14 protein-coding genes are annotated in these 14420 nt (G+C 56.2%); 6 read left to right on the top strand and 8 right to left on the bottom strand.

The genetic code is table 11. The features are described from left to right. Positions 1-2: 2 nt before the first annotated feature. The 6 genes from hpaH to AC2TEM_RS05700 all read right to left on the bottom strand — a co-directional run bounded on the left by hpaH (position 3) and on the right by AC2TEM_RS05700 (position 5514). Complete coding sequence (gene hpaH, locus AC2TEM_RS05725) at positions 3-803, bottom strand: 2-oxo-hept-4-ene-1,7-dioate hydratase (protein ID WP_170422690.1); 801 nt, start codon at positions 801-803, stop codon at positions 3-5. Then, positions 800-1654, bottom strand: coding sequence for a fumarylacetoacetate hydrolase family protein (locus AC2TEM_RS05720; protein ID WP_170422688.1), 855 nt, complete (start codon positions 1652-1654; stop codon positions 800-802). Before AC2TEM_RS05720 ends, hpaH begins: the two co-directional genes overlap by 4 nt. Positions 1655-1717: 63 nt before the next feature. Then, positions 1718-2701: a 3,4-dihydroxyphenylacetate 2,3-dioxygenase gene (hpaD, locus tag AC2TEM_RS05715; RefSeq protein WP_170422686.1), complete on the bottom strand. Its 984-nt coding sequence runs from the start codon at positions 2699-2701 to the stop codon at positions 1718-1720. Positions 2702-2713: 12 nt separating this feature from the next. Then, positions 2714-3565 (bottom strand): 3,4-dihydroxyphenylacetate 2,3-dioxygenase, encoded by an 852-nt coding sequence (hpaD, locus tag AC2TEM_RS05710; RefSeq protein WP_170561957.1) that lies wholly within the window; start codon positions 3563-3565, stop codon positions 2714-2716. Between the two features lie 51 nt (positions 3566-3616). After that, the gene (hpaE, locus tag AC2TEM_RS05705) at positions 3617-5128 is read right to left on the bottom strand and encodes a 5-carboxymethyl-2-hydroxymuconate semialdehyde dehydrogenase (protein ID WP_170422682.1); all 1512 of its coding nucleotides are present in this window, start codon (positions 5126-5128) and stop codon (positions 3617-3619) included. 2 nt (positions 5129-5130) lie between these two features. Then, positions 5131-5514, bottom strand: coding sequence for a 5-carboxymethyl-2-hydroxymuconate Delta-isomerase (locus AC2TEM_RS05700; RefSeq protein ID WP_170422680.1), 384 nt, complete (start codon positions 5512-5514; stop codon positions 5131-5133). Positions 5515-5619: 105 nt separating this feature from the next. Between AC2TEM_RS05700 and hpaR the strand changes: the two genes are divergently transcribed. After that, positions 5620-6060, top strand: coding sequence for a homoprotocatechuate degradation operon regulator HpaR (gene hpaR / locus AC2TEM_RS05695; RefSeq protein ID WP_170394006.1), 441 nt, complete (start codon positions 5620-5622; stop codon positions 6058-6060). Between the two features lie 34 nt (positions 6061-6094). On the opposite strand, the gene AC2TEM_RS05690 is transcribed toward hpaR, so the two are convergent. Both AC2TEM_RS05690 and AC2TEM_RS05685 read right to left on the bottom strand, forming a co-directional pair. Next, complete coding sequence (locus AC2TEM_RS05690; RefSeq protein WP_170422678.1) at positions 6095-7447, bottom strand: aminotransferase class III-fold pyridoxal phosphate-dependent enzyme; 1353 nt, start codon at positions 7445-7447, stop codon at positions 6095-6097. Positions 7448-7478: 31 nt separating this feature from the next. Continuing rightward, on the bottom strand, positions 7479-8258 hold the full coding sequence (locus AC2TEM_RS05685; RefSeq protein WP_170422676.1) for an IclR family transcriptional regulator: 780 nt from the start codon (positions 8256-8258) through the stop codon (positions 7479-7481). Between the two features lie 109 nt (positions 8259-8367). Between AC2TEM_RS05685 and AC2TEM_RS05680 the strand changes: the two genes are divergently transcribed. The 5 genes from AC2TEM_RS05680 to AC2TEM_RS05660 all read left to right on the top strand — a co-directional run bounded on the left by AC2TEM_RS05680 (position 8368) and on the right by AC2TEM_RS05660 (position 14235). Next, on the top strand, positions 8368-9297 hold the full coding sequence (locus tag AC2TEM_RS05680; RefSeq protein WP_170422675.1) for a tripartite tricarboxylate transporter substrate binding protein: 930 nt from the start codon (positions 8368-8370) through the stop codon (positions 9295-9297). 62 nt (positions 9298-9359) lie between these two features. Then, complete coding sequence (locus AC2TEM_RS05675; protein WP_170394014.1) at positions 9360-9896, top strand: tripartite tricarboxylate transporter TctB family protein; 537 nt, start codon at positions 9360-9362, stop codon at positions 9894-9896. A gap of 10 nt (positions 9897-9906) precedes the next feature. Beyond that, entirely contained in the window at positions 9907-11439 is a 1533-nt protein-coding gene (locus AC2TEM_RS05670; RefSeq protein WP_170407148.1) for a tripartite tricarboxylate transporter permease, read from the top strand. 5 nt (positions 11440-11444) lie between these two features. After that, entirely contained in the window at positions 11445-12929 is a 1485-nt protein-coding gene (locus AC2TEM_RS05665; RefSeq protein ID WP_170422673.1) for an aldehyde dehydrogenase family protein, read from the top strand. 73 nt (positions 12930-13002) lie between these two features. Continuing rightward, positions 13003-14235 (top strand): Tm-1-like ATP-binding domain-containing protein, encoded by a 1233-nt coding sequence (locus AC2TEM_RS05660; RefSeq protein WP_170422671.1) that lies wholly within the window; start codon positions 13003-13005, stop codon positions 14233-14235. Positions 14236-14420 lie beyond the last annotated feature (185 nt).

Below are 14420 nucleotides of genomic sequence, written 5' to 3'. Positions count from 1 at the left end.
CTTTAGGCAAAATTGATGTCGACGGATCCGAACGATCCGAAATCGGCGTGGATTTCCGCACCCGATGGGCATTCGATCGGGCGAATGAAGCTGCCGGACAGGATCACGTGGCCGGGTTCAATGCTCTGGCCGTATTGCGCCATGCGACGGGCCAACCAGACCATACTTTCGACCGGATCATTCAATACGCCCGCACCCAGGCCGGTTTCCTCGATTTCACCGTTGCGGAAGGTTAGGGCCCCTACCCATCGCAGGTCAAACGCATCCGCTGGGTGGCGTTCCGCCCCTAGTACAATGCCGGCATTTGCGGCGTTGTCGCTGATCGTGTCGAATACTGTGCGTGACTTTCCAGTCTCAGGGTCTGCCCGCTTAATACGAGTGTCGAGGATTTCGATGGACGGAGTAACATAGTCGGTCGCCCGCAAAACCTGATCGCGGCTCACATCGGCGCCACCAATGGCCTCCTTCATGACAAAGGCGATCTCGGCTTCGATACGTGGTTGGATGAAACGACCTGCGGGAACGGTCCCGCCATTTTCAAAGGCCATGTTGTCAAACAGGATACCACTATCAGGAATGTCGATATTCAAAGCATATTGCATCGCTTTCGAGGTCAGCCCGATCTTCCAGCCGATGACCTTGCGCCCTTCCGCCAGCTTGGCCCGATAGATGGCATTCTGCACTTCATAAGCGTCATCCATCGCCATTTCGGGATACCGCAATGTCAGTAGACCGATCTGCTGTCGCGTCCTTTCCGCGTTCAGCAGATCGGCGGCAGCGCGCGCATGGTCTTCGGGGGTCATATCTGCTCATCCTCGATGGTGTTGCGCAGGGTGCCTATCCCATCGACGGATACCTCAACCACATCGCCGGGAGCCAAGTATTTTGGCGGATCAAATCGTGCACCTGCGCCGGTTGGGGTGCCGGTAACGATGATATCGCCCGGTTGAAGCGTCATAAAGGTTGATATGTATTCAATCTCGCGCCGGATCGGAAACATCATTCGGTTCAACGTATCGTCCTGACGCAACTCACCATTCACATGGGTCTGGATGCGGGCGCCATCCAGTTGCGCGGCATCAGTGAAAGGGACCAGCCAAGGGCCGATGGCACCCGATTTGTCCCAGTTCTTGCCTTGGGTGACGTTGAACTTGGCGTGCCGAACCCAATCGCGGATCGTACCTTCGTTGCACAAGGTCAGGGCTGCAATATGGCCATAAGCATCGTCCTGCGAAATCCGGCGGCCTGCTTTGCCGATCACGATGGCCACTTCACCCTCGTAGTCCAGAGTGTGATTTTCAGGCGGTCGGATCAGCGGGCGATTATGACCAGTAAATCCGCTGGAGAAGCGCGGAAATAGCGACATGTATTTCGGCTGGGCGCTTCCATCTTTGTATTCCGCGTTGCGATCGGGGAAGTTCACACCAACGCACAGAATGCGACGAACGTCCGGCATCACCATCTCAAAGGTGAAATCCGTATGGGTTACCGGCTTTCCTTCGGCAGCCTCGGCCAATTGGCCAAACGCCCCAGCGGCGACAACCTCGTAGAGGCTTTTGAACTCTGCAAATTCGCTGTTTAGTGCGACCGCGCCTTCATCAGTGATCGCACCAAAAAATGTTTCACCGTTGGCAGTGTAGGTTGCAATGCGCATCAGGCCTCCTCGGCGTTATGGAACCCGCCCATACTAAGATGTTTTAGATCAAGCATACTTTGCTTACGGTGCGATGATGGGAGACGCAGACAGGTCTGGCTCGTTTACATCCACACCGACAAAGGATGTGCCGTGTTCAAACCAACTGCGCGGCGCCGGAGCGCCCCAGAGCGTCTGACGCTGCGGGTCCTTCAGGTCCCATTTGATCGGCTCCAGATCGGGGTCAACGGTCTGATAATCCGAGCAATAAATCTCAATCCGGTGTCCGTCGGGATCGAGTATATACAGGAAGAAAGCATTCGAAATACCATGTCGCCCCGGGCCGCGTTCGATGTTGTCCACATAGCCGGTGGTGGCCATTAGATCGAGCAGATCGATGATGTTCAGCGGTGTTGGCACCCAGAAGGCCACGTGGTGCATCCTTGGGCCTTTGCCATTGGTGAAGGCCATATCATGCACCCCACCCTTGCGGTGCATCCACGCGGCCCACAGTTTCTTGCTGTCTTCGTCTTCCGTATACTCGGTCACGCGGAACCCGAAATCACTATAAAATGCGACACTGTCATCGACATTGGTCGAGAAGCAGTTGAAGTGATCGATCCGCAGCGGTTTCACACCACGATAGAGTGCGTATTTCTGATGGATCGGCTCCAGGCGATCCATCTTGTGATAGAACTCCAGCGGTATGCCCATATTGTCCGAGGTTAACAGAGTCCGGCCCTGATAGGGGCGATCAACCCATGAGGTCGGTCGGCCTTTGGATATAAAATACGCCTCGGCCCGATCCAAATCATCCTCGTCGAAGGTTTTGAAACCCATGACTTCAACGGTGCCCGGCTGATCGGATTTCTGCAGGATCACACAGTGATGTCCACGTTCCTCCATAGCGCGCAGGTAGACATGTGTGTCGCTTTCGTCCGAGACCTGCAAACCCAGAATCTCCGAGTAGAATTTGCGCGAAGCAACAAGATCGCTGACGTTCAGGCAAACATGGCTCAGCCGGATCGTGTTGAAGTCGGGGTACAGGTTGGGGGCTGGAACGGGCATTGAAACCTCCTGTTAAACGGGGAAGATGACGTTGGTCTGACCAGTGCCGGAGCTTGGGAAATACTCGGTCACAACCTCGCATTTTTTGTCATAGGCGTCCCAACCCAACGCTCCGTAGAGCATCGACGTGTCATGCATCGAGCCTTCGCCGCAGCAGAAATTGGCATAGTCGCCCAGCATTTTCAGGAACGTGGCGTGGTCGCCGTTCTTCCACATCTCAAGCACATGCAAGTCCATCTGACGGTTGAATTCCGAGCTGATGGTGAAAGTGCCGTTATTGGCGGCATAATCCTTGTTCGCCCAGATCTTGTGCGACAACGAGCCTGACGCGACCAACAGCACCTTTTCATTGCTGGCCTCAACCGCTTCACGGATGGCCTCACCAATGACCCGGCTTTCGTCATGGCTATGCACCGTGGCCCAGGCCGCGACTGAGACGACTTTCATATCATGCTCGCGGCTCATGAAGCGCATCGGGACCAGCGTACCGTATTCCAGTTCGAGACTGTCCAAGTGATGCGCTAAAGTGTAGACGCCTTTGTCCGACGCGATCTTTGCGATGGCATCACCCATTTCAGGATTGCCCTCATAGGAATAGGGCAGGTCCTGGATGAACTGCGGGAACTCGTTCGACGTGAACAGACCTTCGAATTTTTCATTGGCGTTGATGTGGAACCCGGCATTGATCACCCAATGCGTGTCGCAGATGATCACCGTGGTCGCCCCCAGCGCTTTTGCACGGCGCGCGATTTTGCGGTGACCATCAATGGCAGGCTGGCGTTTGCCCTTAACCGGGCCTTCCTGCTCAGACATGAGCAGAGTCGGCACATGGGTCATTTTGGCGGCAAGAACGATTTCTCCCATGGTCTCCTCCTAGAGTTAAGGTTTTTCGCGCGATTGTCGTCTGAGGGGCCGCTATAGCTTACCCAACTGCATGATCTTGTGCTGGCCTGTGGCAAAGCCGACATGCTTTTGTTCCATGTAGAACTCAAAGCTCCAGTCGCCGCCGTCGCGCCCGATGCCGGATGCCTTGACCCCGCCAAACGGTGTGGGCAGATGGCGTACGTTTTCCGAGTTCACCCAGATCATTCCGGCCTCAAGCTTGTCCGTGAAACGTAACGCGCGGGTCAGATCGTTGGTCCAGACATAGCCGGTCAGACCATATTGCGTGTCATTTGCGATCTGCAGCGCCTCCTCCTCAGTCGAGAACGGGATCACGGTCAGGACAGGGCCAAAGATTTCCTCGCGTGCGATGCGCATTTGATTGTTAGCGTTAGTAAACAGGGTGGGCCGTACGAAGTACCCCTCTTCGCCCACCTTGACGCCACCGGCCGCGACAGTCGCGCCGTCTTCCTTGGCGATGTCGAAGTATGAAGTGACCTTGTTGTAATGCTCTTCCGTTACAAGAGGGCCAATCTCGGTTGCAGGGTCCAACGGGTGGCCGACCTTGATATTGTTCACGCGCTCGATCAGCTTGGCTTCGAACTCTTCCTTGATCGTATCCTGTACCAGCAGCCGCGAAGAAGACGTGCAGCGTTCGCCGTTGATCGAATAGATCATGAAGATCACCGCATCCAGCGCGCGATCCAAGTCGGCGTCGTCAAAGACGATGACCGGATTCTTACCGCCCAACTCCAGATGCATCCGTTTAAGCGTATCTGCGCCTTGCTTGGTAATGATGCTGCCCGTACGGCTTTCACCGACAAAGGCAATGGCTTTGATCAATGGATGTTCGGTCAGCCGCTTACCTGCGTCTGGACCAAAACCGTTGACAGTGTTCAGCACACCCTTGGGCAGACCGGCTTCTTCCGCGATTTCGACCAATAGCCGCGCAGACAGCGGTGAATCTTCAGCTGGTTTGTGGACGACCGTACAGCCAGCGGCCAGTGCCGGAGCGATCTTCCATGTCGAAAGCATGAACGGGGTGTTCCACGGCGTGATGACACCAACGGGCCCGATTGGGACGCGGGTGGTTATGTTCATCAGTGTCGGTGATTTCAGGTGTTGACCATCCCGCGCCTGAACCACCTGATCGGCAAAATAGCGAAAATTCTCAGCCCCTCGCAGGGCGGCTTTGGACATAAAGCGCAGGGTCTGGCCGGTATCCCAGCATTCGCACAGCGCGATCTCTTCGGCTCTTGCCTCAATCGCATCTGCAACATTCAGCAATATCCGGCGGCGCTCCGGGGCGGGCATGTCGCGCCAATCTGCAAATGCCTCATGCGCGGCCTGTGCTGCTGTATCGACATCTTCCGTAGTGCCATGGGCGACGTCGCAGATCACCGATTTATCCACCGGAGAGATCGTCTGAAACACCCCTGCTGACCCATCTTGATCTTCTCCTGCGATCCGGTTCTTGATCCCGGTCTTCTTGAAACGGGCAAGGAAACCATCAAGCCGTTCAATATTCTTGTGCAGGTCACTCATGGTCAGGCCTCCAGATGGTCGCGGATCGTGCCGGTTTTGGGGGAGAGGTCGGGATCGATGTCGCGCATCTCAAGCGACAGCGCGATGGAATGCTGGCTCATGGCGGGCTCCAGATAGGTTCGGGCCGCCTCGAAGATGCGCTGCGTTGCGTCCTTCTTGTCGGCCTGCGAACGACCGGCCCGCAGCCGGATCGAAATATCGATGAACCCATGCTTTGGATTTCCGTCTGCGATGGCATAGTGATCAACACGGATCGCTCGGACGCGAATGCCTGCTAGCGGAAAGGTGTCAACCTCAGCGGCCGTTGCACGGATGCAATCGCACAGACCGCCCATGTCGATCCTGTCTTCCAGATTCCCGGAATATTCGACATGAAAATGCGGCATGATTCCTCCGTTATTAATTAACATGTTTACCATTATGAGCTTATGTCGTCAAGAAGTTGCGTTGTTAATCTTTGCATTTCCTGGGGCAGCACACTAGAAGGCGGCATGAACACTCAAAGCCATACCAAGAGCACCTCAAGGTCGCTTCCTATTGCATTATTGCGCGCCCGCGAAACGATCATGGCCCCCATCAGGGACATGCTGCAGGATATACAGATATCCGAGCAAAAATGGCGCGTCCTGCGCGTACTGGATGAGCTTGGCGAGGTCGAGCAAAGCGCTATCGCCAAAGAAGCTTGTCTGTTGCTGCCCAGCCTGACGCGAATATTGCGCAGCATGGAAGCCGATGGACAGGTCACGCGCCGTCAGGACAGCCAGGATAAAAGGCGGACGATGGTGATGATTACTGATGCGGGTCGGCAGATTTTGAAAGACAACCTGCAAGCGTCATTGGCCATTTCAAATAGTATTGAGGCGCAGATGGGGCGAGAGAAGCTTGATGAGCTACTGGACCTGCTTGAAGAGCTGCAAGCTGTTAAGGTTTGACCCCGCCAGTTGGCAAGCGGGGTCTGCGCGACGACTACAAACTCGACAATCCTGTATCCAGCGCTGACAGGATCTTCGCAACATCGTCGGATGTGACAATCAGAGGTGGCGAAATGATGATGTTGTTGCCAGATACGCGCACCATCACACCATCCTCATAAGCTGCCTTTTGCACCTGTATTGGCAGTTGTTTGGCAATCGGCGCCTTGCTTGCGCGGTCCGAGACCAGCTCCAGCGCGCACATAAGGCCCTCGCCCCCTCGTACGTCACCAATCACCTCGTGCTTTTCAGCCAGTTTCTTCAAGCCCTCGAACAGCTCATCCCCGCGTGCTGCAGCGTTTTCCCAAATCCGCAGACGATTGATTTCTGAAAGAGCCGCCAGTGCCGCCGCCGCGCCGACGGGGTGACCGGAATAGGTGTATCCCTGATCAACGGATGCCAACCCGGTTGTGTCATTTTCAAATACCTCGGCAACTGCCCCCGAGATCATCGCGGCGCCAAACGGGAAATAGCCATTGGTGATCGCCTTGGCCGTCGTCATGATGTCAGGCTGGACGCCCCAATGTCTCGCTCCGCTTTCACTACCGGTTCGACCAAACGCCGTGATGATTTCGTCTGAAATCAGCAGAATACCGTTCTTCGAACAAACCTCACGCACCATGGGCATAAAGCTTTTGTGCGGCGGAATTACACCGCCAGCGCCCAAAATCGGCTCCATGATGAAGGCGGCAACCGTGTTGGCCCCCTGGAACGCAATCTCGGCTTCAAGCGCTTTGACGCAAAGCTGAGCCAGGCGTTCAGGGTCGGTTTCGTCAAACGGGTTGCGATAGGTCCAAGGCGCAGGCACATGAAAGCAGCCGGGCATCATGGGTTCATACGCGGCACGGAATTTCTGGTTCCCGTTGACCGAGGCGGCTGCGAAATGAGTACCGTGGTATCCTTGCTTAAGGCTGATGAACTTGGTGCGACCAGGCTCGCCCCGGACTTTGTGGAACTGACGCGCAAGCTTTAATGCGATTTCCACCGAATCCGATCCGCCCGAGGTGAAAAAGGCGCGTGTCAGCCCATCAGGAGCAAAGAACTGCGCCAGTTCGTAAGACAGCTCGATCGCCTTGTCATTGCTCGTGCCCCGGAAGGTCGAATAATACGGCAGCGCATTCAGCTGATCAGTGATCGCCCGTTTCACCGGATCGCAGGAATAGCCCAGATTGACGTTCCAAAGGCCACCCACGGCGTCGATGGCCTTGTGCCCGTCCACATCGATGATGCTAACCCCTTCCCCGCCGGTCAGAATGGTCGGAGGGTTGTTCCGGCTGTCGGCCGGGTGCGCCATCGGATGCCAGAAATGGCGGGCGTTGTTCTCCTTAAGAAAGTTGGAGTCTTTCATGTTGCGGTTCTCCGGGGTTGTCCACTTTCGCTCATGGGTGGAACTCGGTTGGAAAGGCCTCGGGCATTTGGCCGCCGAAATTTGCGGTCAGATCGCGCGAGAGGGATTGAAGGGATTTCAGAATCAAGGGCAGGCGTTCACGGGTAGCTCTGATTTCTGGGACCGCGATCGAAATGGTCCCAAGGGCGACTTGGTCGATGCCAAAGATTGGGGTCGCAAATCCGAAAACGCCCTCTTCATAGCTACCATTGCTGTTGGCCCAGCCAGCCCGCTGGATCAGAGCAACTTTTTCCTTGATCAGATCCGGGTCTGTCAGGGTGGATTCGGTGAAACGTACCTGCGCTTCCTGATCCAGACGATCCAGCAGGAAAGGTGGGCCAAAGCTGAGCATACATAGACCCGCCGCAGTCGCGTTGACCGGGATGATCTCGCTTGGATCAAGGCTGACGCGAACGCTGTGCTTGGTTGTCTCAACCACGATGGCGGTTTGCAGGCTGCCCTGTTCCAGCAGCGTTAGGTGCAGGCTTTCGCCAACCTCCTGCATGGCCAAGTGCATTTTTTGGCGCGCGCCTTCAAGGCCGGGTTTGGCAATCTCGCGCAGTGCCGCAAGCCGCAGCGCAGCTGGTCCGATGGTATAGGTCTTTGACTGCGGGTTTTGTTCGATCAACCCGAATTCTTCAAGCGCTCGTAGGTGACGCAGGGCTGTCGCCTTATTCAACCCTGACAGGCGCGCGGCCTGACTCAGGCCGATTTCGGCCATCGTGTTTGAGAATAAGTCCAGCATTTTTAGCGCATTAAGTGCGGCACCCATGTGTTTTGCCTCCTTCCGCTGAGGTTATCCTTGACAGAATGAACTTAACAAAGCAAGATTATTATTGTTAACACGGTTCAAATAATGAACCATTCACTGGGAGGTGTAAATGAAAAAGTTTATTGCGGCAGCCGTGATGGTCGCCTCTGCAACGGCCGCTTTGGCAGAATACCCCGAAAAGCCGGTATCCTTTGTGGTTCCTTGGCCTCCGGGTGATCTTGAAGATGTCCTGACCAGAATGATCGCAGATGAATTTCAGGCGATGTACGGGGTACCGGCAGCTGTTGTGAACAAGCCCGGCGGCGGTGGTGGTCCTTTCCCCGGCGCAGTCGAAGTCGCCACAGCACCGGCGGATGGCTATACGATCGGGTCGTTTGTGATTGGTGTTCCAGTCATCGGGCCCGAGATTGGTATTCCTGAATTGAACCCGAACCCATTTGAACCGATCGGCATCTTCCTGACCTACCCGTTCGTAATCGCGTCGAGCAAAGACGCCCCGTTCCAAAGCTGGGATGAGTTGGTGGAACACGGCAAGTCAAACGACGTGGCACTCGGCCACTTTGGCTCGGTTCTGCCACCCACGCAGGTTACTTTTGCCGCCGCTGTCAGCAGCGGTTTCGACTTTGCCAGCGAAGCCGCGTTCGATGCGCTGGACTGCAACACCTTGGCGTCCGGTGACGTTGATGTCATCAACACCACGCTCCAGCTTATTCTGCCCTGTCTGGATGAAGTGAACGTGCTGGCCAGCATCGGCGGCGACCGGATCGCTCTGGTACCGGATACGCCGACAGTGGTTGAGCTTAACCCAGACCTGCCATTGGCGCTGTGGAACGGATTGTTTGTTCACAAAGACACGCCGCCCGAGGCTCGCGAAAAAATCACCGCCGCAGCCCAAAAAGCACTGCAATCGGACAAGGCTAAAAAGCTTGCCGAAGAAACCGGTGCGCTGATCTATTGGCAGGATCCCGATGCTTCGAATGCACAGATCGAGCAAGATAAAGCGTCATTCGCCAAAATAGAAGAAATTCTAGGCGAGTAACACCCCGGATCGAGGCGCGGGCAGTGATTTCCGCGCCTTCTTCATAGGGCTGGGAGGATGAAATGATCGCAAGAACGCTTCAGGACATGTTCAAACGGTATCGCCGTCCGGGTGATATTGTCTTTGCCGTATTGTTCCTGGCTTTCTCGGTGTTTCTACTGTCTCAGCTTGGGGAGCAGACGCAGGTCGTCAAACGGACCAAATGGTTTGCTCAACCCGGTCTGTGGCCCACCGTTGCCGTGTGGTGCATGGTCTTGTTCAGCTTTTTGCATTGGCTCAGCTCTGCCTTATCCGATCGGATAGATGGTCGTTGGGCCGAGGTCGGGTTTTGGGTCCGGTCTCTGGAATATGTGGCTTATTTCCTGATTTATGTCCTACTGGTGCCACAGCTTGGCTATCTGCCGTCCACCATGTTGTTCGCGGTGTTTCTGACGCTGCGCTCAGGGTTTCGAGGCTCGGGCGCGATCGGCATCGCAGCCCTGTTCGGCTTCGTCGTCACCATCGTGTTCCGAGCGTTTCTGCAAGTCAAAATCCCGGCAGGGGCTGTCTATGAATACCTTCCCGACTCGATCCGCGCCTTTGCGCTGACATATTTGTAGGGAGGCACGCATGGATACCCTTCTGTCCGGTGTTTCAATCCTGCTGCAATGGCAGGTCATCGTGGCCTTGTTCATCGGCTCGATCGGTGGTGTCATCATCGGCGCGCTGCCCGGTGTGGGCGCTGCCGTTGCCATCGCCATCCTGTTGCCCGCAACCTTTGCCTTTGAGCCCATCGTCGGTCTGACCTTGTTGTTGGGGATTTACGGATCATCCATGTATGGCGGCGCGATCCCGGCCATCCTGATCAACACGCCCGGCACGGCGGTCAATGCGCTGACGACCTATGATGGCTATCCAATGACCAAGCGCGGCCAAGGCCACAGGGCGTTATCGCTGGCTTATTCAGCTTCATTCTTCGGGGGGGTCTTTGCCATCATCTGCCTGATGGTCCTCTCGCCCGTGTTGGCCATGATCGCCCCGCATTTTGGCAGCCGCGAGATTTTTTTGGCCGCGTTGCTAGGTATTGTTCTGGTCGTTTTAGCCCATCGAGGACAGATCTTTGCAGCAGGTATGCTTGCTGCATTTGGCGTCTTTTTGAACACGGTCGGACTGGAACCCGTCAAATATACGCGCCGCTATACATTCGATCAAAGTTGGCTGGCGTCAGGCGTTGACCTGATCGTGGTTGTGCTGGGCCTGTTTGCGCTCAGCCAGGCTTTTCTTTTGCTGTTGGAAAAGAACCACGCTCCAGAGGACACCCATGTCAGCGGGAATATCTTTGCAGGTTTGAAGGAACTGTTGGGCCTGAAACGGATCGCTACCGTTTCTTCAAGCATCGGGGTATTCATGGGCATGGTGCCGGGAACGGGTGAGTTCACTTCGCAGTTTCTGTCCTACACCTATGCTCAGAAAAGCTCGAAAAATCCCGACAAATTCGGCGATGGCTCGCCCGAAGGGTTGGTGGCATCCGAAGCCGCGAACAACGCCGTGCCGGGGGCAGCGATGATCCCCCTACTCGCCCTCGGTATACCCGGCGAAGCGCTTACGGCGATGATGCTGTCGGTCTTCTATGTTCACAACGTGATCCCCGGCCCGCAACTGTTTGAGAACCAGATGGATTTCGTCATGGCCCTATATATGGCGCTGATCCTGCTGAATGTGATCGTTCTGGTCTTTCTGCTGTTTTCGACAAACCTGCTGTTAAAGATCATTCAAATCCCCACACGCTTCCTCGGCGTGATGATCCTGATCCTTGCTTTTGTCGGAGTATACAGCCTGCGCAATTCGATCACCGATTGCGCGATCGCTGCGGGGTTTGGCGTCTTTGGTCTGATCCTCAAACGGCTTGATCTGCCGATCGTCCCGATCATCCTGGGCATGGTATTGGGTGGAATCATGGAAACCAAGCTTCGCAGCGCAATGGCTCGGGTCAAGACGCCGCTGGACTTCATCGACCGGCCCATCGCAGCCATTCTGTTCGGCCTGATTGTGCTGATCCTGATCCTGCATTTCCGCACGCTGTACTACGAGTTCAAAAACAAGCTGCGCCCCGAACCCCATGTCCCAGCCGTGGATTCCGACCACCCGAACCAACAAGGATAGCTTTCATGGATCAGTCTTCCATCGATGCCTTGCGCGTGCAGGAGATTGCCACACGCGGACACTTTATCAATGGCGATTTCCGTGCCGGTGAAACTGGCGCCCTGCATGAGGTGCTGTCGCCCATCGACGGCCAGCCTCTCGCTCAAATCGCCGAGGGCAACCCGGCGGATATTAATGCAGCGGTACATGCCGCGCGGGCAGCGTTTGAGGATGGCCGGTGGTCGCGCATGGCTCCAGCAGGACGCAAGAAGGTTCTGCTGAAACTGGCGGATCTGATCGAATCCCGCGCGCTTGAGATCGCGGTGCTGGGCGTACGCGACAACGGAACCGAGATCAATATGGCCTATAAGGCCGAGGCGCTCTCGGCTGCGGCCACTTTCCGCTACTATGCCGAAGCCATCGACAAGATTTACGGGCAGATTGCCCCGACGAGCAACGATGTTCTTGGCCTCGTACATCATGCGCCTGTCGGAGTTGTCGGGGCGATTGTGCCTTGGAATTTCCCGTTGATGATCGGCAGTTGGAAAATCGCCCCTGCCCTTGCGGCGGGCAACTCCATCGTCTTGAAGCCTGCAGAAAGCGCATCGCTCAGCCTGTTGAAAATCGCTGAGCTGGCTGCCGAAGCCGGAGTTCCGGATGGCGTCTTCAACGTGGTGACCGGGCGCGGGTCGGTCGTGGGGGAAACTTTGGCCTTGTCGATGGATGTGGACATCATGGTCTTCACAGGATCCGGCGCGACAGGTCGGCGACTGCTGGAATACTCGGCGCGGTCCAATCTGAAACGCTGCTATCTGGAATTGGGTGGCAAGTCTCCGAATATTGTTTTCGCTGACGCGCCCGATTTGGCGGAAGCTGCAAAGGTCTCGGCTGCCGGGATTTTCCGCAACTCCGGACAGGTCTGTATCGCGGGCTCGCGCCTGCTGGTGCAGCAGGACATCTACGAGGATTTTGTCGCCGAGATCACGCGCTACGCCGCAGCCTTTCGCGTTGGTGATCCGTTGAACCTGAACAGCCAGATTGGTGCCGTGCACAGCCTGCCCGAGTTAGAGGCCAATTTGGAGTTCGTTACCAAGGCCGAAGCTGAAGGTGCCGAACGTCGTACGGGCGGAAACCGCATTCTGACCGAAACCGGGGGCTACTATATGTCCCCCACAGTTATGGCAGGTGTCAAAGAAACGGATCATCTGTTTCAGAACGAAGTCTTCGGCCCAGTCTTGGCCGTGACCCCGTTCAATGACGAAGCCGAGGCGATCCGGCTTGCCAATGCCACAGTCTATGGGCTCGCAGGCGCAGTCTGGACCTCGAACCTCAGTCGCGCGCATCGCATGGTGGCCGAAGTGCGGACCGGGGTCATGCATGTGAACACCTATGGCGGCTCGGACCTGACCGTTCCGCTTGGGGGCGTGGGTCAATCCGGGAATGGGCATGACAAATCTTTGCACGCGCTTGAGAAGTACTTTGAATTGAAAACCGCCTGGATAAAGCTCTGACTGCGGGGCGTCTGAACGACATGTCTTCACCGCTTTGTCTGAGGCCCATAGGTCGCATGAATAGGAGGAACCAATGACCACAAAGACAATCCTGCTGATTGGGACCTACGACACGAAGGAACCCGAGATGCGGTTCATCGAACAGGCGATCAAGGCGCAGGGCGCGGATGTGTTGACGATGGATGTCTCGGTATTGGGCGACCCTTTGGAGCCAACCGACATCTCCAAGCACGACGTCGCCCAAGCGGCTGGAATGACCATCGAAGATGTCATCGCACAAGGGGACGAGAACAAAGCCTTTCGCGTGATGTCAGACGGTGCCTCAAAGGCCGTTACCCAAGCCTATGCGGATGGGCGATTTGACGGGATGCTGGCGACCGGGGGCACTATGGGCACCGATCTGGCCCTGGACTGTGCACAGGCCTTGCCCATGGGGGTGCCTAAATACATCGTGTCGACCGTCAGTTTTTCTCCGCTGATCCCGCCGCACCGACTGGCTCCGGACATTCAGATGATCCTGTGGGCCGGGGGGCTCTATGGTATGAATTCGATCTGCCAGTCTTCGCTTGCGCAAGCGGCCGGCGCTGTTGTTGGTGCCACAAAGGCTGCCACAATACCGGATCGCAGCAAACCGCTGATTGGGATGACCAGTCTTGGATCCTCGTGTTTGCGCTACATGAAAACGCTCAAACCAGCGCTGGAAGAGCGCGGGTTCGAGGTTGCCGTTTTTCATTCCACCGGAATGGGCGGCATGGCTTTCGAAAAACTGGCGGGTGAAGGGGCGTTTGCCTGCGTCATGGACTTCTGCATGCAGGAATTCGGGAACCTGATGGCGGGTTCCGTGGTCTCCAGCGGTGAGGATCGCGTGACAAATGCCGGGCGTGTGGGCACACCACAGCTGGTTGCGCCAGGCGCGCTGGACCTTTTGGACTTTGCCGGATGGCAGGACATCCCTGACCAGTATGCCGACCGTCCATTTCATGAACACAACCGCCTGATAAAAAGCTCGGTCTTCAATGGCGATGAACGCCGTGCCTGGGTGCGGGAGCTCACCAACCGATTGGAGGCCTCAACTGGCCCGGTTCACTTTTTTCTGCCCGTTCACGGGGTCGAAGCCTGGGACAAGGAGGGTGAAGAGGCGTATGATCCCAAAGCCCTGGCCGAGATGATGGATGAGGCCCGTAAAGTCATGCCCGGGCGCGTTCCTATGACCGAAATAGACGCACATATCAACGATGCCGCGTTTTGCGATCATGTATTGGCCCAGTTCGATGAATGGGTCGCAGAAGGCGTGGTCGCAACATAAATTCGGGATTTACGCCCGTCTTTATGATAGACACGCAGGTCAAACACAGCCTCGGTGGCGGTGAGTTCGGGCGCATTCTTCCACGTGCGGCCGACTTGCAGTGGGATGCATAACCATCACCGCTTGGATACTTGTTAAAGACTATTTTTCGGCGGAACCGTGTCACCGGTTCAAGGTGGCCAAAG

It is taken from the genome of Ruegeria sp. HKCCD3925 (assembly GCF_057221175.1).
This window is presented reverse-complemented; position numbering and strand designations above follow the sequence as displayed.